General features: G+C 63.4%; 21 protein-coding genes. 8 read left to right on the top strand and 13 right to left on the bottom strand.

What is annotated here, in order from left to right; all coding sequences use genetic code 11:
• Window positions 1-174: 174 nt before the first annotated feature.
• Window positions 175-885, top strand: a complete 711-nt coding sequence (locus ACWTU8_RS01795) for an SIMPL domain-containing protein (RefSeq protein WP_455846793.1) — start codon at window positions 175-177, stop codon at window positions 883-885.
• A gap of 380 nt (window positions 886-1,265) precedes the next feature.
• Here ACWTU8_RS01795 and ACWTU8_RS01790 read toward each other — a convergent pair whose 3' ends face one another.
• Together ACWTU8_RS01790 and ACWTU8_RS01785 are read right to left on the bottom strand one after the other, a co-directional pair.
• On the bottom strand, window positions 1,266-1,628 hold the full coding sequence (locus ACWTU8_RS01790) for a hypothetical protein (protein WP_455846792.1): 363 nt from the start codon (window positions 1,626-1,628) through the stop codon (window positions 1,266-1,268).
• A gap of 293 nt (window positions 1,629-1,921) precedes the next feature.
• The gene (locus ACWTU8_RS01785) at window positions 1,922-2,368 is read right to left on the bottom strand and encodes a YcgN family cysteine cluster protein (RefSeq protein WP_455848357.1); all 447 of its coding nucleotides are present in this window, start codon (window positions 2,366-2,368) and stop codon (window positions 1,922-1,924) included.
• A gap of 212 nt (window positions 2,369-2,580) precedes the next feature.
• Between ACWTU8_RS01785 and ACWTU8_RS01780 the strand changes: the two genes are divergently transcribed.
• A complete protein-coding gene (locus ACWTU8_RS01780) occupies window positions 2,581-4,713 on the top strand; it encodes an OmpA family protein (protein ID WP_455846791.1) in 2,133 nt (710 codons plus the stop codon).
• Between the two features lie 435 nt (window positions 4,714-5,148).
• Here ACWTU8_RS01780 and ACWTU8_RS01775 read toward each other — a convergent pair whose 3' ends face one another.
• From ACWTU8_RS01775 to ACWTU8_RS01765, 3 genes are all read right to left on the bottom strand, one after another.
• Entirely contained in the window at window positions 5,149-6,015 is an 867-nt protein-coding gene (locus tag ACWTU8_RS01775; protein ID WP_455846790.1) for an SDR family oxidoreductase, read from the bottom strand.
• A 112-nt stretch (window positions 6,016-6,127) separates the two neighbouring features.
• Complete coding sequence (locus tag ACWTU8_RS01770; RefSeq protein ID WP_455846789.1) at window positions 6,128-6,793, bottom strand: response regulator transcription factor; 666 nt, start codon at window positions 6,791-6,793, stop codon at window positions 6,128-6,130.
• 8 nt (window positions 6,794-6,801) lie between these two features.
• Window positions 6,802-7,674, bottom strand: coding sequence for a S1C family serine protease (locus tag ACWTU8_RS01765; RefSeq protein WP_455846788.1), 873 nt, complete (start codon window positions 7,672-7,674; stop codon window positions 6,802-6,804).
• A 267-nt stretch (window positions 7,675-7,941) separates the two neighbouring features.
• Between ACWTU8_RS01765 and ACWTU8_RS01760 the strand changes: the two genes are divergently transcribed.
• On the top strand, window positions 7,942-8,889 hold the full coding sequence (locus ACWTU8_RS01760) for a S1C family serine protease (RefSeq protein ID WP_127211921.1): 948 nt from the start codon (window positions 7,942-7,944) through the stop codon (window positions 8,887-8,889).
• Window positions 8,890-8,892: 3 nt separating this feature from the next.
• On the opposite strand, the gene ACWTU8_RS01755 is transcribed toward ACWTU8_RS01760, so the two are convergent.
• A complete protein-coding gene (locus ACWTU8_RS01755; RefSeq protein ID WP_455846787.1) occupies window positions 8,893-9,693 on the bottom strand; it encodes an arginase family protein in 801 nt (266 codons plus the stop codon).
• Window positions 9,694-9,926: 233 nt separating this feature from the next.
• On the bottom strand, window positions 9,927-10,340 hold the full coding sequence (locus tag ACWTU8_RS01750) for a VOC family protein (protein WP_455837849.1): 414 nt from the start codon (window positions 10,338-10,340) through the stop codon (window positions 9,927-9,929).
• 66 nt (window positions 10,341-10,406) lie between these two features.
• Here ACWTU8_RS01750 and ACWTU8_RS01745 point away from each other — a divergent pair, with 66 nt between their 5' ends.
• Window positions 10,407-11,033, top strand: coding sequence for a TetR/AcrR family transcriptional regulator (locus ACWTU8_RS01745; protein ID WP_127211919.1), 627 nt, complete (start codon window positions 10,407-10,409; stop codon window positions 11,031-11,033).
• Here ACWTU8_RS01745 and ACWTU8_RS01740 read toward each other — a convergent pair.
• Complete coding sequence (locus tag ACWTU8_RS01740) at window positions 10,975-11,922, bottom strand: LysR family transcriptional regulator (RefSeq protein WP_455846786.1); 948 nt, start codon at window positions 11,920-11,922, stop codon at window positions 10,975-10,977. The two genes, ACWTU8_RS01745 and ACWTU8_RS01740, sit on opposite strands and share 59 nt — an antisense overlap.
• 108 nt (window positions 11,923-12,030) lie before the next feature.
• Between ACWTU8_RS01740 and ACWTU8_RS01735 the strand changes: the two genes are divergently transcribed.
• The 4 genes from ACWTU8_RS01735 (at window position 12,031) to ACWTU8_RS01720 (ending at window position 16,785) form a co-directional block, all read left to right on the top strand.
• Window positions 12,031-12,666, top strand: coding sequence for an FMN-dependent NADH-azoreductase (locus tag ACWTU8_RS01735; RefSeq protein ID WP_095519119.1), 636 nt, complete (start codon window positions 12,031-12,033; stop codon window positions 12,664-12,666).
• Window positions 12,667-12,830: 164 nt separating this feature from the next.
• Complete coding sequence (locus ACWTU8_RS01730) at window positions 12,831-14,213, top strand: 3' terminal RNA ribose 2'-O-methyltransferase Hen1 (RefSeq protein ID WP_455846785.1); 1,383 nt, start codon at window positions 12,831-12,833, stop codon at window positions 14,211-14,213.
• The gene (locus ACWTU8_RS01725; RefSeq protein ID WP_455846784.1) at window positions 14,210-15,685 is read left to right on the top strand and encodes a polynucleotide kinase-phosphatase; all 1,476 of its coding nucleotides are present in this window, start codon (window positions 14,210-14,212) and stop codon (window positions 15,683-15,685) included. Before ACWTU8_RS01730 ends, ACWTU8_RS01725 begins: the two co-directional genes overlap by 4 nt.
• Before the next feature lie 17 nt (window positions 15,686-15,702).
• On the top strand, window positions 15,703-16,785 hold the full coding sequence (locus ACWTU8_RS01720) for a hypothetical protein (RefSeq protein ID WP_455846783.1): 1,083 nt from the start codon (window positions 15,703-15,705) through the stop codon (window positions 16,783-16,785).
• Between the two features lie 6 nt (window positions 16,786-16,791).
• Here the strand turns inward: ACWTU8_RS01720 and ACWTU8_RS01715 are convergent, their stop codons facing one another.
• The 5 genes from ACWTU8_RS01715 to rpoD all read right to left on the bottom strand — a co-directional run bounded on the left by ACWTU8_RS01715 (window position 16,792) and on the right by rpoD (window position 21,096).
• Window positions 16,792-17,082, bottom strand: coding sequence for an HlyU family transcriptional regulator (locus ACWTU8_RS01715; RefSeq protein WP_029350166.1), 291 nt, complete (start codon window positions 17,080-17,082; stop codon window positions 16,792-16,794).
• Between the two features lie 106 nt (window positions 17,083-17,188).
• Window positions 17,189-17,857, bottom strand: a complete 669-nt coding sequence (locus ACWTU8_RS01710) for a PadR family transcriptional regulator (protein WP_455846782.1) — start codon at window positions 17,855-17,857, stop codon at window positions 17,189-17,191.
• Window positions 17,858-18,040: 183 nt separating this feature from the next.
• Window positions 18,041-18,421, bottom strand: coding sequence for a thiol-disulfide oxidoreductase DCC family protein (locus tag ACWTU8_RS01705; protein ID WP_455846781.1), 381 nt, complete (start codon window positions 18,419-18,421; stop codon window positions 18,041-18,043).
• 152 nt (window positions 18,422-18,573) lie between these two features.
• Window positions 18,574-18,867, bottom strand: coding sequence for a GYD domain-containing protein (locus ACWTU8_RS01700; protein WP_065009207.1), 294 nt, complete (start codon window positions 18,865-18,867; stop codon window positions 18,574-18,576).
• Between the two features lie 207 nt (window positions 18,868-19,074).
• Complete coding sequence (gene rpoD, locus ACWTU8_RS01695) at window positions 19,075-21,096, bottom strand: RNA polymerase sigma factor RpoD (RefSeq protein WP_127317691.1); 2,022 nt, start codon at window positions 21,094-21,096, stop codon at window positions 19,075-19,077.
• Window positions 21,097-21,330 lie beyond the last annotated feature (234 nt).

Below are 21,330 nucleotides of genomic sequence, written 5' to 3'. Positions count from 1 at the left end.
GATCGTCCAAATCAGCCCATATTCAGACATTAAAGCGACATGCGTCCACTTAGACGCGCAAAGTACGCTCTAACGCTTTGAATCTACGCATCGTGCTTGCCGAAATCGATTCCGATTTTTGGGCCGATGCGGTAGTCGACAAGCGCGACTGGATCGCAGACCGAGGAGATTTTTATGACCAGACACCTTTTGCCCTTGGCGGTCGCCGCCGCAATCGCGTTTCCGGCGATGGCTGGCGCGGCCGATTCGCCGCCCCCGCCCCGCATCGTCGTTACCGGCGAAGGCGAAGCGACCGCGGCCCCCGATCTGGCACTGCTGACGCTCAGTGTCATGCGCGAGGCCAAGACCGCGCGTGCCGCGCTCGATGCCAACAACGACGCCATGGCCTCTGTGATCGCCGCTATGAAGTCGGCTGGCATCAAGGAGCGCGACCTGCAGACAGCCGGCATCCAAATCAGCCCGCGCTACAACTACACCAACAAGCCGGACGGCAGCCAGGAAGCCGAACTCATCGCCTACCAGGTGACCAACACGCTTTCGGTGCGCATCCGCGACATCGACAAAACAGGCGAGATTCTCGACAAGGCGGTGTCGCTAGGCGTCAACCAGGGCGGCGGCATCTCGTTTTCCAACGAGGATCCGGCTGCAACTCTCACCGAAGCCCGCAAGAAGGCGGTCGCCGACGCCATGGCCAAGGCAAAGACGCTGGCTGAAGCCGCCGGGGTCAGCATCGGGCGGGTGCTGGAAATCACCGACCAGAATGTCGCGCCGCCGCCGATACCGATGAACGCCAAGGCCTTCGACGCGGCCCGCGAATCGGTTCCAGTGCAGGCCGGGGAGAATTCCTACACGGTACAGGTCACTGTCACTTTCGAGTTGAAGTGACCGCCGCCCCGTGAACGGTTTGGCCTTTGCTGCATCAAAAACCCCGGAGGACTGGTCCTCCGGGGTTTTTTCGAGCCGCACCCTTCCGTCCTGGCGGAAAGGGGCTCCGCTACTCAAGACCGACCTTCGCAGAAGGTCGTGTCTCCGGACTGATCTTCGCAGAAGGTTCATGTCCCAAGCTGATCTTCGCAGAAGGTCATGTCCCAAGCCGACCTTCGCAGAAGGTCATGGCCCAAGCTGACCGTCGCAGAAGGTCATTGTCCCAAGCTGATCTTCGCAGAAGATCATAATCCTTTCCGAACCTGCGGGTTCGGAAAGATGATGCTTAGACAAGAAGTCCGTTACCGGTCGGCATCGTCCCGAACCGGGTAGATGAACGCTTACCGGTAGAGGACCGGGCAGCCGCGCTCATTGGCGAACACGACCAGCACGCGGTCGCCATACTGGCGGCCCGCTACTTTCACTGTGCGGCGGTTGACGTCGACAATACGGGCGCGGCGCAGACCCATGCGCTCTGCCTTATTGAGGGCACGGTTCGGCGAGCAGGACCGGCGCCAGTCGCGTTCGCGGCGGCGTTCGCGATAAAAATAATCGTCGTCGCCGGTATAGACGCCGACGCGCTGGTCGTCGTTATTGCCGAAGCCGAGATAGATGCTGTCTGCCTGGGCAGTGGCGGAGATAGCGGCAAGGGTGCCGAGGCCGATAAGCGCCGAAAGGGCGACCGTCTTGATCGTGTTGAACATTGTCTTCTCTCCTTGTTCAGGGCTTCCGCCCTTCTTTATCGAACCGGTGTGTCTTGCTCGAACCAATGTGTCTTGGTCGAACCGATAGGGAAGAGAATGCGCCTGCGTATCTGAACTTTTTACGAACCAGCCGTTCATATTGGGTTCATGTGGCAACAACAGGTAATTTCGCAGTTTCTCGACTTCCGGTTCTGAACAACTGGCCGGTTCTGAACAATCTAGCCGGTTTTGAACAATCTGGATAGAAACGCCCCTGTCGTGCAGCCGGTTCCGGGCCCTGGCTCGAGGCTCCCCTAAGGCTCGTCGTCCAGCATGTGCTCGAAATAGTCGTCCGGCTCGGCAAGATCGGTCTCGCTGGCGCTGACCCGGCCGCGCATCGAGATGCCGGCCTCATGCACCGTGTCGGCACTCCCCGACACCAGCCTGTGCCACCAGTAGAGATCGTGGCCCTCGGCGACCAGCCGGTAGGCGCAGGTCTTGGGCAGCCAGCTGATAGTGCGCACATTCTGCGGCGTCAGCCCGACGCAGTCCGGGACGCGCGCCAGCCGGTTGGCATAGTCCGAACAGCGGCACGTTTCGGCGTTGAACAGCCGGCAGCCGACGCTCGTCCAGTAGATCTCGCCGGTGTCTTCGTCCTCGAGTTTCGACAGGCAGCATTTGCCGCAGCCGTCGCAAAGCGATTCCCACTCGGCCGGGGTCATCGCTTCGAGCGTCTTGGTTTTCCAGAACGGCGTTTCCATTGACGGGATGTGGCCCCCGCTGGCGTCAAGGTCAAGCACCGCGACAGACGCAAAGCCGGTCGGCACCATAGGCCGGCACCATAGGAATGACACGAAGTCGCCTTCAAAACGCCGGCCAATCGCCGTTCGTGGCCGTTAATGCCTGCTAACCGGAACCAATCCGGTTGATGAACAGTTTGGGCCGGGATGGGACGCCAAAAGGAGGATTTTTAATGAAACGCCAACCACGGATTCTGGCAGGCACGGCACTTGGCCTGCTGATGGCGTCCGCGCCGTTGGGCGCATTCCCGTTGCAGGGCAGCGCCGCGTTCGATTCTTTGCAAGGCATGACGGCCCCACTGATCCTGGCGCAGTCTAACTGCCCCGAAGGCGAGTCGGCGGAAGGCTGCGCGCAGCAGGCGGAACCGGAGCAGAAGTCTCGCAAGAAACGCGAGCGGCAGGCTGAATCGGCTCCCACTGAGCAGGCCGCTCCTTCCGGGGACGAGCAAGGCAATCAACGCAGGAAGAAGCGCGAGCAGCAGCAGACTGAATCAGCCCCGGCCGAACAGGCCGTCCCGGCCGAAGAGCAACCACCGCGCAGAAAAAAGCGCGACCAACAACAGATCGAAGCAGCCCCGGCCGACCAGGCCGCCCCGCCCGAAGAGCAACAACCGCGCAGGAAGAAGCGCGACCAACAGCAGATCGAAGCAGCCCCGGCCGAACAGGCCGCCCCGGCCGAAGAGCAACAACCGCGCAGGAAGAAGCGCGACCAACAGCAGATCGAAGCAGCGCCCGCCGAACAGGCCGCCCCGGCCGAAGAGCAAAAACCGCGCAGGAAGAAGCGCGACCAACAGCAGATCGAAACGGCACCTGCCGAAGAGCCTGCCGGACAGGCGGCGCAAGGCGAGAAGGTCGCACCTGCAAATGACAACGAGCAGGTCAAGCCGCGCAAGAAGCCGGACCAGGATCAGCAGATCGAGGCTGCGCCAGCCGAACAGGACACGCCCGCCGGCGAGCAGGCCGAGCCGCTTCCGACCGACCGGCAAGCGGCTCCGGCTGAGGGCGAAAAGCCCCGGGAGCAGGCTAAGGAACGCGGCAAGAAGCCTGTAACGGGTGAGCAGCCCTCAACCGATGAGCAGCCCGCCGATGGCGAGCAGGCTGCGCCGGCCCAAGGCGAAGCTCCGGTCCAGGGCGAAGCGTCCGATCCAAACGCGGTTCCCGTGTTCGACAGCCAGAAGGATGCCAGGCGCAAGCGCAAGGGCGGCAAGGACAACGCGCAAGAGACGGGCGGCCAGGACGCGGGTGGTCAGCCCACCCAGCAGAACGGGGAGCAGGCGGAAGCCCCGAAGCCGGCTCCGGTCGACCAGGGGCCGCCGCCCACTGACGACAGGGCAGCCCAGCAGGAGCTCAAGATTAAGAGGATGGTTCCGGTGACGGAGGAAAAGGGCAAACGCGTTGAGCGTGCGCCCGACGTCGAGGACATTCGCCGCCGTCCGCGCCCGCGGGGGGTCGACGTCGTCAGGGAACTCGGCGACCGCGTTATCCTCCAGTTCAACAACCAGACGATCGTCGAAAGCGACGACGCCCCGCGCATGCACCGTGGCGCGAGGAACGTCTACTATGAGGAGTTGTCGGGCGATCGCACCCGGGAAATCGTCGAGCGTGACAACGGAATCCAGATCGTCACCATCCGCAACCGCTACGGCGATGTCATCCAGCGTTCACGCATCGCGCCCGACGGACGCGAATATGTACTGAGCTATGTCGACGAGCGGTACTATGAGGACGATGGCGACTGGCGCGATCCGGGCGACGATCTGCCGCCCATTCGGATCGACATTCCGCGCGAGGAGTACATTCTGGATTCCGAAGAGGTCGAGGATCCAGACGACTACTATACCTTTCTCGAACAGCCGCCGGTGGAGAGGGTTCAGCGCCTCTACTCGATCGACGAGGTTAAGCGCTCGGCCCGCGTGCGCGACATCGCGCGCCGCATCGACCTCGACACGCTGAACTTCGAATTCGGTTCAGCCTCGATCCCCGAAACCGAGGTGCAGAAACTGGAAGGCGTCGCCAGCGCCATGGAGAAGCTGCTGGAGAAGAACCCGGCGGAAACCTTCCTGATCGAAGGCCATACCGATGCCGTCGGCAGGCCGGAGGCGAACCTCGCTCTGTCCGACCGTCGCGCGGAGGCTGTCGCCGAAGCCCTGACCAATGCCTTCAGCATCCCGCCGGAGAACCTGACGACACAGGGCTATGGCGAGGAATATCTCAAGGTCGATACGTCGGAGCCTGAGCGCGAGAACCGTCGCGTCGCCATCCGCCGCATCACCTCGCTGGTGGCGCCGGTCGCCAGTGCGAACTAGGCCATGGTCCCGAACCGAACGTCAGCAAAGTAAAAAGCGGAAACGGGTTTTCGTAAAAAACCATGGCCACCTTAAAAGCAACGATTCCAGAAACCTGAACTGGTTGCTGGAATCTATGCGGGAAGACGTAGCCCACCCGCTTTCACCGGGATGGACGATTTCCGGCATGAGCCGAGGTTGAAGGAGAATGTACGTCGCGATTTTAGCCAGGCATTGAATCGCGAGATCGTCCACCCCAGATTCTGACTAGGGCTTCCCTGCCCTGTCCCGACTCCAGCGGGACACATGAGCCCCGCCGGTACCCCCTCGCCGGCGGGGTTTTGTTTCCGGATTCGGTGGAGAACCGAAGCCTTGCGCGAGGCCCAGACAATTCCTCACGATGGCCCTCCGCCTCAAAGCCAAGAAGGCTGAGTTGAGAACGGCGTCCGGTGCCGGTCAGTAGCTACTTTTGATGTTCGTTTCCGAATTCGCGAACACCTCGTCGGGCACGAAGAAGTCACCGGCAAGCGGGCCCGTCGCGCCCGGCGCATAGATCGAAAAATCGCTGACGCCCTCGGCGCGCAGCACCTCCTCGTCGATGTAGAAATTGCCGGTAGCTTCGCGCGACGGCCTGAGCAGGATCGCGTGCGCGGCTTCGGCCATGATATCGGGCGAACGGCTCATCGCCGCCACTGTCGCCCCGCCCAGGAGATTGCGCACCGCTGCCGTATCGATCGTCGAGATCGGCCACAGCGAATTGACGGCGATGCCGTCCCTGGCGAACTCCGCGCTCATGCCCAGCGTGCACATCGACATGCCGAATTTGGCCATCGTATAGGCGACATGGTTCTTGAACCATTTGGCCTTCATGTCGAGCGGCGGCGCCAGATTCAAGATGTGAGGATTGTCAGCCAACTTCAGGTGGGGAATGCACATTTTGGAAACCAGGAACGTGCCGCGGGTGTTGATCTGGTGCATCAGATCATAGCGCTTCATTTCGGTTTCCAGCGTGCCGGTGAGTTGGATGGCGCTGGCATTGTTGATGCAGACGTCGATGCCGCCGAATTTCTCGACGGTCCGGGCGACCGCCTCGGCCACCTGCCCCTCCTCGCGTATGTCGCACAACATCGGCAAGGCCTTGCCGCCGGCCTGCTCGATCTCCTCAGCCGCCGTGTAGATCGTACCCGGCAGCTTTGGATGCGGCTCGGCGGTCTTGGCCGCGATCGTCACATTGGCGCCGTCGCGCGCAGCGCGCAGTGCGATCGCCAGCCCGATGCCGCGCGACCCACCGGAGATGAACAGCGTCTTTCCCTTGAGCGACATGTCTTCCGCCTCCTTGCAACATCACAGGCGTGATCCTTGCGCGGCGGTTGCGTGCCGCGCAAGGCCCAGCACGCCGGATGTGAGTTACGCTGCGTAGGGTTGGAACGACAAATTAGACCAGCACCAGGCCTCGCCGCATGGCGATGGCGATCGCGTCGGTGCGGTTGGCCGCACCTAGCTTGATCAGGATCGCCGCGACGTGGAACTTCGCCGTGTGCACGGAAATGTTCAAGCGCCGCGCGATCACCTTGTTCGGCGCGCCCTCGGCCAAAAGCGCCAGCACTTCGCTCTCGCGCGGCGAAAGCGCGGGCCGCTCGGTCCTGTCGTCGACCGGCTCCTCGTCGGAGAGGTCGTCGTCATGGAAAGCGAAATCGTCATGCCGATCAGACAAGGGGCGGCCCTCGCCCGAAATCCGGTAGCCAGCCGCCGCCAGCCGCGCGGCAGCAGCGATCAGCAGATCGTCCGCTGCCGCCGGCAGCACGGCAAACACGCTATCGGCGGGCCGCTGCCGCCTGCCTCGTTGAGACAAGAGCACCTGGGGCATCGCGGGATCGGTGGCCGCACCTTCCAGCCCTCCGCCCTCCAGGGCTTCTCTTTCCAGGCTATTGTCATCGACGACCGCGACATCGGCTCTGTCGCCGCTCTCGCTGTTGCCGGCCACAATCGGCAGCAGATCGTCAGTCGCGGCAAGGGCCGTGGACAGGTGTTCGGCACGTACGGCGTCATCGAGCGCGATCAGCACCGTCAGCCGCCGCCCAGTGATCCCGTGACTTGCCATCCATCTTCTCAGTTCAGCGGCTTTTCGCCGATGGTCAGCACGACCTCGCGCCGTTCGCCGCCGCGTGCCACGCCGAGCGTCACCGACGCGCCGGCGCTGTCCGGCCCGAGCCTGCGGATCAGGTCGCGCGGGCCATGCACGGCTTCGCCGTTCCACGACACGATGATGTCGCCAAGATGCAGGCCGGCGGCCTTCGCCGGGCCATTGTCGTCGAGGCTCATCACCATCGCGCCATGCGTGTCGCCGTTGCGGATCGGATGCAGGCCGGCGCCGAGATAGCCGCGCGCGACATGGCCCTTCTCGCGCAGCGTCGCTGCCGCCCGCTCGATCGTCTCGTAAGGCATGACCAGCGCCCGCCGGCGCGGCCCGAACAGCAGCATGCCGATCAGTGCGCCCTTGGCGTCGAGCACGGGGCCGCCCTCGAAACGGCCGCCGGCATTGACGGCCAGATTGATGCGCCGGTCGATCGTGCCGCCGCGCATCGAGCGCCAAGCCGGACCGACCTCACCGACCGTGCCGAATGCGGCGAGCCCCGCGCCGTCGCTATTGCCGATGGCGATGGCGAGATGGCCCGGCCGCACCGTGCCTGCCTTGGCCAGCGACGGCACGTCCGGCGCGCCGGTCGGCTTCAGAAGGGCCGTCCCAGTGGATGGATCGCGGCCGACCAACTCAGCCTTCACCTTGTCGCCCGAAGAAAGCGTCAGCTCGATCTCCTCGCCGGCCTCCACCGCCTCCTCGGCAGCGATAAAATAGCCGTCGCGCCAATGGAAGGCGGTCGCGGTGCGACGCTGATGCGTGGCGAAGCTCGCTGTCGCCGGCGCCGCTGCGGCGGCGATATCGGCGATGGCGTCGGAAAATGCGCTCAGATTGAAGTCGCTCATGTTGGTCTCCTGGGTTTTTATCGCATCGGCCCGAAAATCGGAATCGATTTTCGGAAAGCACGATGCGAGAACTCAAAGTCAGCGTACTTTGAGAGTCCAATGGACGCTCGTCGCTCTAACCCAGATATCGCTCGGCAGCGCGTTCGCGGGTACTCGCCTGACGGCTAGTTGGGCGTTGGACTGGCCATCTGGTCAGGTCGCGGCCGATCCGGCCGCTCCGCACATATAGGCATCCTTCATCTTGCTCTAAAGATACGGAGCCCTGCCATGTCCCTCCCCGCCCAGCAATTGCAATTCGACGATGCGCTGCTCGATGATTATTCGGCAACGGTGGCCGATGCCGTGGACCGCATCGGTCCCGCCGTGTGCCGCATCGAGCGCATCGGTGGTGCCGGCGGCCAAGGCTCCGGCTTCGTCCTCACGCCGGACGGGCTGGTCGTCACCAACTTCCACGTCGTCGGCGATGCCCGCACTGTCCGCGTCACCATGCCGGACGGCGTCTCCAGAGAAGGCCGTGTTCTCGGCCGCGACCCCGACACCGACATCGCGCTGGTGCGTGCCGACGGCAGCTTTGCCGATATCGCGCCGCTCGGCGATTCCAAGCGTCTGCGGCGCGGCCAGATCGCCATTGCCATCGGCAACCCGCTCGGCTTCGAATGGACCGTCACATCAGGCGTCGTCTCGGCGCTCGGCCGCTCGATGCGCGCCTCCACCGGCCGGCTGATCGACGACGTCATCCAGACCGACGCAGCACTCAACCCCGGCAATTCCGGCGGACCGCTGGTGTCGTCGGCGGGCGAGGTCATCGGCGTCAATACCGCCATGATCCATGGTGCGCAAGGCATCGCCTTCGCGGTTGCCTCCAACACCGCCAATTTCGTCATTTCGGAGATCATCCGCTTCGGCCGCGTCCGCCGCGCCTTCATCGGCGTCTCGGCCGACACGACAAACCTGCCGCGCCGCGCCGCCCTGCTGTCGCAAGTGTCGAGCAGCACGGCGGTGCGCCTGCGCAGCGTCGAGGCGAACAGCCCGGCGGCCAAGGCCGGGCTCAGGGAAGGCGACATCATCGCCGCCATCGACGGACGCCCGGTCACCGGCGTCGACGATCTGGTGCGCCTGCTCGACGCCGAGCGCATCGGCCGCGAGACGCTGTGCACGGTGGTGCGCCGCTCCGGCATTACTCAGGTCACGGTGATGCCGGTGGCGCGAAGCTAACGATTATCGCGACGCATAGATCTGGCCAAGCAGCGAAACCAGCAGCACGGCCAGCTCTCCGGTCGGATCGAGGTCAGGATCGAAAATGGTCATATCCATTCCGGTGCAGCGCGGATCCGCTACCAGCGCCGCGAGAATGGCGACGAGATCGTCGGGATCGGGGCCGGGACTGCCTGGTGAATCCACCGCCGGCATCACCGTCTGATCGAGCGCATCGACGTCGAAATGCACCCAATAGGGCCAGCCGGTTCGCGCCAGCGTGGTCCAGGTCTTTTCCAGGACCTTTGCCGCGCCAAGCTCTCGCACGGCGAAGACGTCGATCAGCGTCATCGCGGTCGAATTGATGTCAGGCCAGGCGAAGTCGGGGTCGCGGTTCTCGCGTTCGCCGATCTGAATCACCTGTTCGTCCGCAACAAGGGGGCTTGCGATTTCAGGCCAGTCGGTCAGCAACGGCTCGCCACGTCCGGTGGCGAGCGCAAGGTCCATGCCGGCGACCGAGCCGAGCGAAGCGTTGATGTCGTAGTTGCCCGGATGGCGGAAATCGCTGTGGCCGTCGACATGGACCAGCGCCAGCGGACCAGATCGCCGTGCAGCAGCCAGTGCGCCAAGCAGGACCGCGCAGTCGCCGCCGACGACCAGCGGGAATTCGCCTCGTCCCAGCGCGCCGGCAACAACTTCGGCGAGTCCGAGGTTGAAGCTGCGTATCGCGTTGCCGTTGCGCAGCCGGGTGCCTGGCTGCGGCTCCGTGCTATAGGCGGGCCGATCAAGATCAACCACTTTGGCGGGCGCAAGCGTCTCGATCAAGCCGGCCTCGGTCAATGCCTGCGGCGCACGCCACGTCCCCGGTATATGATCTGGTCTCAGCGGGCGGAGGCCAAGGTTTGAGGGTGCGCGGACAAGGCAGATTTCACGCATTGAATGGGCCCAAGGTTGCCAAGCTCACCATAGACCGCGAATGCCCGCCCGGTCACGCGGCCCGAGCCGTCCCCTCACCTCTGCCGACAGTTCCTGTCGCGAAGCGTCGTTCAGGCTCCCGGTCACCCTTCAACAAACTGCGCCAGGAACTCCGCGCTCGGCGGGATCGGTTTAATCACGTCGATCAGCACGCCATTGGGGTCTTTGGTGATGAAATGACGCTGGCCGAAGGGTTCGTTGCGTAGGGACCGCAGGATCGGCAGGCCGGCGGCCAGGATCCGTTCGTAGACCGCGTCCGGATCCTTGACCTCGAAATTGATCAGCAGCCCCGACGTTCGGCCACGCCCCTCCTCAGGTATCGTCTCGTGGTCGCCTTGGACGATGCCAAGATTGACCCGGCGATCCTCGGCCGACTGCAGATGCACATACCAGTCGCTCGCAAACAGCGGCTTGAAACTGAAGTGCTTGATATAGAATGCCTTCGTGCCGGCAACGTCGCCCGTCATCAGCACCGGATAATAGCTCGTCGTCTTCATCTTTCCTTCTCCAGTCAGATAACATACAGTCTGCATGTAAATTGTATTAACATACAGGCTGCACGTATGCAACAGGAACCAGCACGCCGCTCCAACCGCGATCGCACCGAAGCGACGCGCGCCGACCTGATCGCCGCGGCGCGAAAACTGTTCACCGAGAAATCTTATGCGGAGACCGGCACGCCAGAGATCGTGGCTGCGGCCGGCGTCACGCGCGGCGCTCTCTACCACCACTTTGCCGACAAGCAGGCGCTGTTCGCCGCCGTGGTCGAGCAAGAGGCGGCGGCTGTGGCGGAAGAGATCGAGCGCGCCTCGCCGCCCTCACTGTTTGCCCGTGACGCGCTGATCGCCGGTTCCGACGCCTACCTTGCCGCCATGCGCGCACCCGGCCGCACCCGGCTGCTGCTGCTCGACGGACCGGCCGTGCTCGGCCGCGCCGCAATGGACGACATCGATAACCGCCACGGCAACCGTTCCTTGCGCGAGGGCCTCGTCGCGGCGATGCGCGCGCAGACCATGACAAGATTGCCGGTGGAGGCACTGACCGCGCTGCTTGCCGCCGCCTTCGATCGGGCGGCGCTCGCTGTCGAGGCCGGCGCCGAGACCGGCCCCTATCGCGAGGTGCTTGTCGCCCTTATCGATGGACTGTCTCCGACTCATCCTCAGGCACCTGGCCCGGCTCGAACTCGTTGAAGCAGCCGAGCTGCCGTTTGAACTGATCGATCAGCCAGGCTGCCGCGGGTTTCGGGCTTCGGTCGGTGCGATGCATGGCAAACAGCGGCGAACGCACCTCGCTGTAAGGCTCGAGGTCGAGTTCCACCAGCCGGCCACTCGCCAGATCATCGGCAATCAGCCATCGCGGCAGCCCGCCCCAACCCAGACCCTCACGCATCAGCATATGCTTAGTGCGCAGGTCCGTCAGCCGCCAGGTGCGGTAGGCAAAGACGCCAAAGTCGCGCCCCTTGGTGCGCTCGGACTGGTCGGTGACGACGAGTTGGGTGTGTTCGCGCACCTCCTCGATCGCCACCGGCTTCGGCAGCAGCGCCAGCGGGTGGCTGGGCGCGGCGGCCAGAACTATCGACATGAAGCCGATGCGCACAAGGTGGACGTCGACCTCGCCCAGCAGGCCGCCAACACCGAGATCGGCTTGCCCGCTGACGACATGATCGGGGATCAGGCCGAGCGTGCCGATATGGAGGCGCAGCATCACGGTCGGAAACTGAGCCTCGAACGCCTTCAGCACCCGCACCAGCACCGGTGAGGGCAGTGCCGCATCGACCGACAGCGCCACTTCGGCCTCCAGCCCCTGATGGTAGCCGTCGACGCGCGAGCGGATGCGCTGCAGCACACCGGTCATGCGTCGCGCGTCCTCCAGCATCGCCCGGCCCATCTCGGTCAGTTGCGGCTCGCGCGTACCCTCGCGCTCGAACAGCTTCAGCCCGAGCTGCGCCTCGAGATTGGCGATGGCATAGCTGATGACCGATTGCGCCCGGTTGAGCTTGCGGCCGGCGGCGGAGAAGCTGCCGGTATCGGCCACCGTAACCAGGATCTGCAGTTGGTCGAGTGTTGGGTTGGGTTGCATCGTGCCATCCATAATTTAGATGGATTATATGAAAAATATACCAGTTTTTCAAATGGGCTAGCAGACACATATTTGTCGGGACATTCAACTCATCCCTGGAGACCCGCCATGTCCATCCTTCTTGTCACTTCCAGCCCGCGCGGCAATGCCTCGCACTCGACCCGTGTCGCCACCGAGCTCGCCGAGAAGCTGCTTGCGGCCGATCCTTCGGCCAAGCTGGTCGCACGCGATCTCGTGGCAAACCCGCTGCCGCACATCGATCCGGACTATTCGACCGGCATCTATACGCCCGTCGAAGCTCGCACCCAGCGCCAAGCCGAGGTCGTCGGCGTTTCCGACGCTGTGTTGGATGAACTGTTTGCGGCCGACACCATCATCCTGGCCACCGGCTTCATCAACTTCGGCATCTCGTCGACCCTGAAATCCTGGGTCGATCACGTCGCCCGCTCCGGCAAGACTTTTGCCTATGGCGAGAATGGCCCGAAGGGCCTGGTCACCGGCAAGAAGGTCTACATCGTCCTCGCCTCGGGCGGCATCTATTCGGAAGGCGCTGCCGTGCAGATGGACCACGCCATCCCTTATCTGCGCAGCGTGCTTGGCTTCATCGGCATGACCGACGTCGAAGTCATCCGCATCGAGGGCGTCGGCATGGGCCCCGACGCGGTCACCGCCGCTCTGGCCAAGGCGTCAGCCAAGGTGGATGCGGCGGTGGCCACCGCCGCAACGGTTGCCGCTGCCGCGTAGGGCGCGAACAACTGGTATCAGAACCGAAAAAGGCAGGCGCCGGGCGCCTGCCTTTTTGCGATCTGCTAGCGCGGCTGCGCCCGAGTCAAAGTGTTGGATGGCTTTTACCAGGATAGCCGCGCGACACCATTGGTTATTCCGCTTGTCTGCGCTATCGGTCGCCGATGTTCCTCTCCGTCGCCACAACGCATCGTCCGGCCACAGATCTCGGCTTCTTGCTGCACAAGCATCCCGATCGTCTGCACGAGACCGACCTGTCCTTCGGCAAGGTGTGGCTGCTCTATCCCGAGGCGACTGACGAGCGTTGCGAGGCTGCACTACTGCTCGACGTCGATCCGATAGGGCTCGTCCGGGGCAAAGGTCAGGCAGAAGGCCTGCTGGACCAGTATGTAAACGACCGGCCCTATGCGGCATCGTCCTTCCTGTCGGTGGCGCTAAACAAAACGCTGCGGACCGCTATGACCGGCATATCAAAGGAGCGCCAGGAATTGGCCGACAGCGACCTGCCGCTGGAGGCGGTGGTGACACCGCTGCCGATGCGCGGCGGTGAGGCTCTGGTTCGAGGCCTGTTCGAACCTTTGGGGTGGACCGTCGATCTAACCCCGATAGGGGATGTCGGGTCTGGTGCAAGCGGCCCGCGATACGGCCACCTGAAGTTGACCGGCACTGGCCGGCTAAGTGCCCTGCTGAACCACCTTTATGTCCTGATCCCGGTGATGGACGACGCCAAGCACTACTGGGTCGGCGAGGCTGAGATCGACAAGTTGCTATCCAAGGGCGAGGGCTGGCTGGAAAACCATCCCGCCAAAGACCTGATTGTACGCCGCTATCTGCGCAATCGTGGGGCTTTGGCCCGTATCGCCCTGGAGCGATTGGCTCCCGAGACGGCCGGCGAGGCGCTGCCTCCTGAAGTCCGCGTTGCGCCCGAGGAGGCGCTGGAGGTGCCGATCCGGTTGAACGATTTGCGTATGGACGCTGTGGTTCAGGCCATTCGAGCCACCGGCGGAACCACTATTGCGGATTTGGGATGCGGCGAAGGCAAGCTACTCTATCGGCTTGTGCGCGAACGATGGGTCCACAAGCTGTTTGGACTTGATCCTGCAGTCCGCGAATTGGAATGGGCTGCCAAGCGTCTCAAGCTGAACGAGTTCGGCGGGCCGCCCGAGGGTCGGGTCACGCTGCTACATGGATCGCTGACGTATCGGGATAGACGCTGGGCCGAGGCCGACGTTGCGGTGCTGGTCGAAGTCATCGAGCATCTCGACGAGGACAGGCTACCTCTGGTCGAACGCATCGTTTTCGGCGAGACGGCGCCCAAGTCGGTGATCGTGACCACTCCGAATGCGGACTACAACGTTCTGTTCGCCAACCTGGCCCCTGGCGCCTTTCGCCACCCGGACCATCGCTTCGAATGGAGCCGCGCTCAGTTCGAAGCCTGGGCGGCAAAAATCGGTGAGACCTATGGCTATGCCGCCGTCTTCAGCGGCATAGGGGCCGAGAACCCTGTCCTGGGGGCGCCCACGCAGATGGCGGTATTCACGCGATGAGAGAGCCCGACAAAACCGATCTCACCATCCCTGACTTCGCTCTGGTTGTGCTGATTGGCTCGACCGGATCGGGCAAGTCGACTTTCGCCGCCAAGCATTTCCTGCCGACCGAGATCATTTCCTCGGATCGCTGCCGCGGGCTCATCACCGACAAAGAGACTGATCAAGACGTCTCGGCCGACGCCTTCGAGCTGGTGCGCGAGATCGCCGGCAAACGGCTTAAGCACCGCAAGCTGGCCGTCATCGACGCCACCAATGTGCGGGCCGCCGACCGCAAGGCCTGGGTCGAACTGGCGCGCAAGTGGCACGCTCTGCCAGTCGCTGTGGTCATCGATCCTGGTGTCGATGTCTGCGTCGCGCGCAACGCGTCGCGCCCCGACCGGCCGTTCGGGCCCGGGGTGGCCCAACGCATGACGACCGAAATCCGCAAGGGTCTCGGCGGCCTGCAACGCGAGGGCTTCCGACAGGTCTGGAAGCTTACCAGCGAGGCCAGCATCGACACCGCCAAGGTCTCGCGCCAACCGCTGTGGACCGACAAGCGCGACGACCACGGTCCGTTCGATATCATAGGCGATGTCCACGGCTGCGCCGATGAGCTTCAGATCCTGCTCAGTCGACTCGGCTACAGGGTCGCTTGGTCCGAGGTTCGCGACGATCGGACGGTCGCCGTGACCCCGCCGGACGGCCGCAAGATCGTCTTTGTCGGCGATCTCGTCGATCGCGGCCCCAACGCTCCCGATGTCCTGCGCATCGCCATGAGCATGGTCGCAGCCGGTACTGCCTACTGTGTCCAAGGCAATCACGAACGCAAGCTCAGCCGATGGCTGGAAGGCCGCAAGGTCACGGTCGCCCACGGCCTTCAGCAAACGATCGACCAATTGGACGCTCAGGATCGCGGTCTGCGAGAGGCCCTGCCGGCCTTCCTCGACGGCCTGCGCAGCCATGTCTGGCTGGACAGCGGACGCCTCGCTGTCGCTCATGCCGGCCTTAGGGAAGAGATGATAGGGCGTGGCTCCGGCGCCGTGCGTGAGTTCGCCCTCTATGGCGAGACCACAGGCGAGATCGACGAATTTGGCCTGCCCGTACGAGCGGATTGGGCCATGGCCTACCGTGGCAAGACGGCCGTGATCTACGGCCACACACCGGTGCTGTCGGCCGAGTGGGTCAACAACACCCTGTGCATCGACACAGGCTGCGTATTCGGCGGCAAGTTGACGGCTTTGCGCTGGCCGGAACGCGAACTGGTTGATGTCCCGGCAATCCAGACCTGGTCGGAACCGATGCGTCCGCTGGGCGGGTCCAGGCCGGACAAATCGGCGCAGGCCGATGCCGACGGGGTACTCGACTACCAGGATGTCTCCGGTCGCCGTTGGATCGAGACCGAACTGAGCGGCCGGATTGTCGTAGCCGAGGAGAATGCTTCGGCAGCGCTGGAGGTGATGAGCCGCTTCGCGTTGCCGCCCAATGGCTGATCTATCTGCCGCCGACGATGTCGCCGTCAGAGACGAGCAGCCTAGGCGGCTGGCTGGAACGTCCCGAGGACGCCCTCGCTTACTACCGCGAACGTGACGTCGCTCAGGTGGTGTGTGAGGAGAAGCACATGGGCTCGCGGGCAGTGATCGCGCTGTGCCGGGACGCGCAGACGGCGCGTAACCGCTTCGGGACATTGGGCGATGAAACCGGCGCGATCTGGACCCGGACCGGACGCTCCTTTTTCAATGACCCTGCCATGACGGAAGGCCTGCTCGCCCGTCTCCGCGCCGGCGTCGAAGCAGCGGACCTGTGGGAGGAATTAAACAGCGACTGGCTGCTGCTGGACACCGAGATAATGCCTTGGTCGGCCAAGGCCAGCAGCTTGATTGAAAGCCAGTATGCGCCGGTGGCAACGTCCTCGGCCGCCGGCTTCCAGGTGAGTCGCGAGGCGTTAGCCCGTGCGATGGCGCGCGGCGTCGATGCAACCGCCCTCAATGCCCGCCTTGAAGACCGGGCTTCGCGTGCGGCCAAATATGCCATCGCCTGGGCGCCCTATGTGTGGCCGGTCTCGGACATCGACGGCCTGAAGGTTGCGCCGTTCCACCTGCTCGCCAGTGAGGGACGTGTTTGGTTCGACCAGGACCACATTTGGCACATGACGCTTGCAGACCGTCTGGCTGCGGGCGATGGCGTGGTAACGCGCACGCGATGGCGCACGGTTGATCTGGCCGATGCCAGCGCGTGTGCGGAGGCCGTCGCCTGGTGGGAGGCGCTGACGGGCTCGGGTGGCGAAGGCATGGTGGTTAAACCGCTCGACTTCATCAGTCGGAGCAAGAAGGGACTCATCCAGCCGGCGCTGAAAGTCCGCGGCCGAGAATACCTGCGCATCATCTATGGCCCCGAATATGATGCGCCGGACAATCTGGTCCGCCTGCGAGAGCGAAGCTTGGGCGGCAAGCGCAGCTCGGCGCTCAGGGAATTCGCGCTCGGCCACCAGGCGCTGAAGCGATTTGTCGCCAAACAGCCGCTTCGGCGGATTCACGAGTGTGTTTTTGGCGTGCTGGCGCTGGAGAGCGAGCCAATCGATCCAAGGCTGTAATGAGGTCTACCCGAACATCTTCTCGCCCTGCTCGTCGACGAGTTGGATGCCCTTCTTGATCGAGATGTCGACGGCGTCGTCGAGCCCGGCAAAACGGTCGGCGCGGATGAATTTGTGCTCCTTCATCACGCCGTCGATCTCCTTAGAAACTACGCCGCAGGTCTGGTATTGGCCTTCCGCCTTGTAGGGCGTGGCGCTGATCAAAAATCCCTTGTGCTCGATCCGCTTTGCCGGTGCACCACTCTTTGGCTCGCCCGCGTCACTGCCGCCACCGAAAAGACGTTTAAGAAAAGACATGGGAGCGCCCTCCAACGGCAATCATCCTGCATCACATAGCGTGGTGCAGGATGATTTCACTAGCGGTCCTTAGGCAAACGGGCAAGGGCCGCATCCGGCCCGGACGTCAATCGCGCGACAGCGCTTCGAGGGCTTCGGCCGCCCCTTTCAATATTGCGATTGCCTCGGCCTGTTTTTCAGCGGGCGCGTCGACGATGTCGCCGAGGGCTGCGCGCAGCCGCTGGCGCACGGCGCGGAATTCGTTGCGCTTTTCCGAACGGCCGCGGCCGCGACGTCCGCCATCCTCGTCCTCGTTCCAGCCGAACCAGTCGCGCGCCTTTGCCATCTTGCGGCCGAAACGCTCGAGATGGTCGAGCACATGGTCGATCATCTCGCGATTGTCATTGAGATGCGTCTGGCCTGCCTCGGTAATCGAAAACACCTTTTTGTTGCCTTCCGCCGACGAGACGGCATAGCCGGCCTCTTCCAGGAAGGTCAGCGTCGGATAGACCACGCCCGGGCTCGGGCTGTAGACGCCGCTGGTGCGCTCCTCCAGCGCCTTGATGATGTCGTAGCCGTGGCGCGGCGCCTCGGCCAACAGCGACAGCGTGATCAGCTTGAGATCGCCGTCGGCCAGCATACGCCCGGCGCGGAACATGTCGCCCGGCCCGCCGCGCCCGCCGCCCCTCGTGCCGTGGCCGAATGGGCCGAAGCCGCCGCCACGACCGCCGAATTTGCCGGCCATATGCATGAAAACGCGCTCGGCATGCTCGCCGAAATGATGATGTCCGTGCATCGTCTGCTCCTTGAGTTATGTCTTACGATATCTCTTAACTAGGCAGGCGAGGTGGTTGAGTCAAGATATATCTTACGATGTAACGTAATTGCGCACGGGATTGAAAGAGCGCGTTTGCGGCTAAGGCAGTGGCTGAACCGCTCCGGAGTCCCAAAAGGCCCCCGGGGCGGTTGTCTCTGCCGCTTACCAGCGGCCCTTTCGCCGGTTCCAGGCATAGAGAAGATCGGCGAAGCGATCATAGGCATAGCGGGTCAACGGCAGCACGGTGCGGTTGCCGAACAGCGCTGCCAGCCAGCCCTCGCCCGACGTTCTTAGCCAAACGGCAATTGCGACGTCGGCGCCGACCAAAAGTTTGCCGTCCGCATCAATTGCATGCAACCGGCGGCGGATGTCCTCCAGCGACACGCCGTATCCGGCCAGTGCCGCCGGTTCGGCATTGATGTCGCGAAACGCGATCCGCCCGGTCTTGATCGCCTCGATCAGCCGCCGCTTCTGCCGGCTGATGCCGGCATCGCAAACCGGACAGCGGGTGTTGTACCAGATGGTCAGCAGAGGCTTGGGCATGTGTTCAGAGACGCGAGCTGAGGTGCTGCGCGGAGTATCCGGGAACTACCTTCGCCCCGCAACATTTCGGACCAGACTGGCCGGGCGCCGCCAAGCGGCGCCTGACCGTGCCGGGCTCGGCAGCTTGCGCGGATCTGTAGCCGCGCAACGCCTCAGCCGAGCGAGGCGATGATCTCGCGATAGGCCAATTCCGGGAAAGCCTTGAGCGTCCGCGTCCTCACGTTACCGCCTGTCGCCAGCATCAGCGAGAAACGAGCGAGCACCGCATCGTCGGGCGCTTCGACGATCGCCACCATATCGCATTCGCCCATGGTGAGATAAAACGCCTTGAACGAGCCACCCATGTCTCCCAGCAGCTTCTTGGCGGCATCGAGCCGCTTCGGCGACTCGCGCACATTTTTGGCGCCCTGCTCCGTCCAGTTGATCAGCACGATATAGTTTGTCATGCACACCTCCCTCCGGGGCCTCGGAGCACGGCGTCACTGCCGGGGCGGGCATCCGGGTTTGTCGCCCAGAAAATGCATCCGACACGAGATTATCCTCTCACAGCAGGTGTGCTGCAACAACAACCGCACCGTCTGGCGAGGCAATTCCCGGCACGAACGAAAAAGGGCGCCGCAGCGCCCTTTAAATTGCTTATCCGTCACCCGGCATTAGCTATCAAGGAAGCTCCGCAGCTTGCGCGAGCGGCTGGGATGCTTGAGCTTGCGCAACGCCTTGGCTTCGATCTGGCGGATGCGTTCGCGGGTGACCGAGAACTGCTGACCGACTTCCTCCAGCGTGTGGTCGGTGTTCATGCCGATGCCGAAGCGCATTCTGAGCACGCGCTCTTCACGCGGGGTGAGCGAAGCAAGCACCCGCGTCGTCGTCTCGCGCAGGTTGGCCTGGATCGCCGCGTCGATCGGCAGGATCGCCATCTTGTCCTCGATGAAATCGCCGAGATGTGAATCCTCCTCGTCGCCAACCGGCGTTTCGAGCGAAATCGGCTCCTTGGCAATCTTCAGCACCTTGCGCACTTTTTCCAGCGGCATGGCGAGCTTTTCCGCCAATTCTTCCGGCGTCGGCTCGCGGCCGATCTCGTGCAGCATCTGGCGCGAGGTGCGTACGATCTTGTTGATCGTCTCGATCATGTGCACCGGAATGCGGATGGTGCGCGCCTGGTCGGCGATCGAGCGGGTGATCGCTTGCCGGATCCACCACGTCGCATAGGTCGAGAACTTATAGCCGCGACGGTATTCGAATTTGTCGACCGCCTTCATCAGGCCGATATTGCCTTCCTGGATCAGGTCGAGGAACTGCAGGCCGCGATTGGTGTATTTCTTGGCGATGGAAATGACGAGGCGCAGATTGGCCTCGACCATTTCCTTCTTGGCGATCGCGGCTTCGCGCTCGCCCTTCTGCACCTGGTTGACGATCCTGCGGAATTCGAGAATCGAGATCGCCGTCTCGGTGGCGAGGTTCTGGATCTCGGCGCGCAGGTCGCGGATCGCGTCCTTTTCGTTCTTGGTGAATTCCTTCCAGCCGCGCGAGGTCAGATTGCCGATCGAGCGCGTCCAGTTGGGATCGAGTTCCGAGCCCTGGTATTCCTTCAGGAATTCCTCGCGGCGCACGCCATAGCTTTCGGCCAGCCGCAACAGCTTGCCCTCGTTCTGCACCAGGCGCTTGTTGATGTCGTAGAGCTGCTCGACCAATGCCTCGATGCGCGCCGTGTTAAGGGATAGCGACTTCACCGCCTTGATGAGTTGGTCCTTCAGCTCCTTCAGCCGGCGGTCCTGGCTTGGCGACAGCGTGCCGGCGGCAGCCAGCCGGTTCTCGACCTGCTGGTCCTGCAGCTTGCGCAACTTCTTGTAGGTGTCGGCGATGACGTCGAGCGTCTCCATCACCTGCGGGCGCAGTTCCGCTTCCATCGCCGCCAGCGACAGGCTCGCTTCGTCCTCGTCTTCCTCATCGTCATCAGTCAGACCGCGCGTGTCGCCGCCGACATTGGTGATGTCGTCCTCGTCCTCGCGCGAACGGCGCGGCTTTTCCTCGGTCTTGGCTTCCTCGATCCGCTCGACCACCGGCGCCTGCTTGGCCTCCGGCCCGGCATAGGTCGCTTCGAGGTCGATGATCTCGCGCAGCAGGATCTTCGATTCGTTGAGCTCGTCACGCCAGATGATGATGGCCTGGAAGGTCAGCGGGCTTTCGCACAGGCCCGCGATCATCGTCTCGCGGCCGGCCTCGATGCGCTTGGCGATTGCGATTTCGCCCTCGCGCGACAGAAGCTCGACCGAGCCCATTTCGCGCAGATACATGCGAACCGGATCGTCGGTGCGATCGGTCGGCTCTTTCTTGGTGGTCGTCGCGGCAACGGCGGTACCGGTCTGCTCGGCGAGCTCGTTGGCGTCTTCCTCGGCGTCGGCAGCCGCGTCGGCGGCTTCGGGCTCCTCGCCCTGCTCGTCGTCCTCAACCACGTTGATGCCCATGTCGGAGAGCATGGCCATCGTGTCCTCGATCTGCTCGGAGGTCACTTCCTCGGAGGGCAGCACCGAATTCAGTTCGTCCATGGTGACATAGCCGCGCTTCTTGGCGGCTTTGATCATCTTCTTGACAGCATCGTCGGAAAGGTCGAGCAGAGGGCCATCGGTGGCGCCTTCACGTTCGGTCTCGACCTCTTCCTTTTCTTTTGTCGCCATTCTTAATTTTCTCCAAGCGGCCAAGTATCAAGCCGCGTAAGCTGCCGTACCGGTTAAATCAGATGCGCTCGCTCTAGAACGCGCTTCCCCGGGCCAGTAACTGCATCTCTCGTTAAGTCCAGATTAACCCTGGTATCTGTGGCAGGCTGACTGCCTGTCCAGTGACCGGTACCTCATATCGCTGCATTTCCCGTCGACGCCGGCACGGGTTAACGTTTCGAATCGTCCTGATTC

It is taken from the genome of Mesorhizobium sp. BHbdii (assembly GCF_053848045.1).
The sequence above is the reverse complement of the archived record's forward strand: the minus strand, read 5'-3'. Positions and strand labels throughout refer to the sequence as shown.

Excerpts from the sequence above, each read along its gene's own strand:
- ACWTU8_RS01795 (WP_455846793.1), top strand. The coding sequence starts at position 175 with ATGACCAGACACCTTTTGCCCTTGGCGGTCGCCGCCGCAATCGCGTTT.
- ACWTU8_RS01790 (WP_455846792.1), bottom strand. The coding sequence starts at position 1,628 with ATGTTCAACACGATCAAGACGGTCGCCCTTTCGGCGCTTATCGGCCTC.
- ACWTU8_RS01785 (WP_455848357.1), bottom strand. The coding sequence starts at position 2,368 with ATGGAAACGCCGTTCTGGAAAACCAAGACGCTCGAAGCGATGACCCCG.
- ACWTU8_RS01780 (WP_455846791.1), top strand. The coding sequence starts at position 2,581 with ATGAAACGCCAACCACGGATTCTGGCAGGCACGGCACTTGGCCTGCTG.
- ACWTU8_RS01775 (WP_455846790.1), bottom strand. The coding sequence starts at position 6,015 with ATGTCGCTCAAGGGAAAGACGCTGTTCATCTCCGGTGGGTCGCGCGGC.
- ACWTU8_RS01770 (WP_455846789.1), bottom strand. The coding sequence starts at position 6,793 with ATGGCAAGTCACGGGATCACTGGGCGGCGGCTGACGGTGCTGATCGCG.
- ACWTU8_RS01765 (WP_455846788.1), bottom strand. The coding sequence starts at position 7,674 with ATGAGCGACTTCAATCTGAGCGCATTTTCCGACGCCATCGCCGATATC.
- ACWTU8_RS01760 (WP_127211921.1), top strand. The coding sequence starts at position 7,942 with ATGTCCCTCCCCGCCCAGCAATTGCAATTCGACGATGCGCTGCTCGAT.
- ACWTU8_RS01750 (WP_455837849.1), bottom strand. The coding sequence starts at position 10,340 with ATGAAGACGACGAGCTATTATCCGGTGCTGATGACGGGCGACGTTGCC.
- ACWTU8_RS01745 (WP_127211919.1), top strand. The coding sequence starts at position 10,407 with ATGCAACAGGAACCAGCACGCCGCTCCAACCGCGATCGCACCGAAGCG.
- ACWTU8_RS01740 (WP_455846786.1), bottom strand. The coding sequence starts at position 11,922 with ATGCAACCCAACCCAACACTCGACCAACTGCAGATCCTGGTTACGGTG.
- ACWTU8_RS01735 (WP_095519119.1), top strand. The coding sequence starts at position 12,031 with ATGTCCATCCTTCTTGTCACTTCCAGCCCGCGCGGCAATGCCTCGCAC.
- ACWTU8_RS01730 (WP_455846785.1), top strand. The coding sequence starts at position 12,831 with ATGTTCCTCTCCGTCGCCACAACGCATCGTCCGGCCACAGATCTCGGC.
- ACWTU8_RS01725 (WP_455846784.1), top strand. The coding sequence starts at position 14,210 with ATGAGAGAGCCCGACAAAACCGATCTCACCATCCCTGACTTCGCTCTG.
- ACWTU8_RS01720 (WP_455846783.1), top strand. The coding sequence starts at position 15,703 with ATGTCGCCGTCAGAGACGAGCAGCCTAGGCGGCTGGCTGGAACGTCCC.
- ACWTU8_RS01715 (WP_029350166.1), bottom strand. The coding sequence starts at position 17,082 with ATGTCTTTTCTTAAACGTCTTTTCGGTGGCGGCAGTGACGCGGGCGAG.
- ACWTU8_RS01710 (WP_455846782.1), bottom strand. The coding sequence starts at position 17,857 with ATGCACGGACATCATCATTTCGGCGAGCATGCCGAGCGCGTTTTCATG.
- ACWTU8_RS01705 (WP_455846781.1), bottom strand. The coding sequence starts at position 18,421 with ATGCCCAAGCCTCTGCTGACCATCTGGTACAACACCCGCTGTCCGGTT.
- ACWTU8_RS01700 (WP_065009207.1), bottom strand. The coding sequence starts at position 18,867 with ATGACAAACTATATCGTGCTGATCAACTGGACGGAGCAGGGCGCCAAA.
- rpoD (WP_127317691.1), bottom strand. The coding sequence starts at position 21,096 with ATGGCGACAAAAGAAAAGGAAGAGGTCGAGACCGAACGTGAAGGCGCC.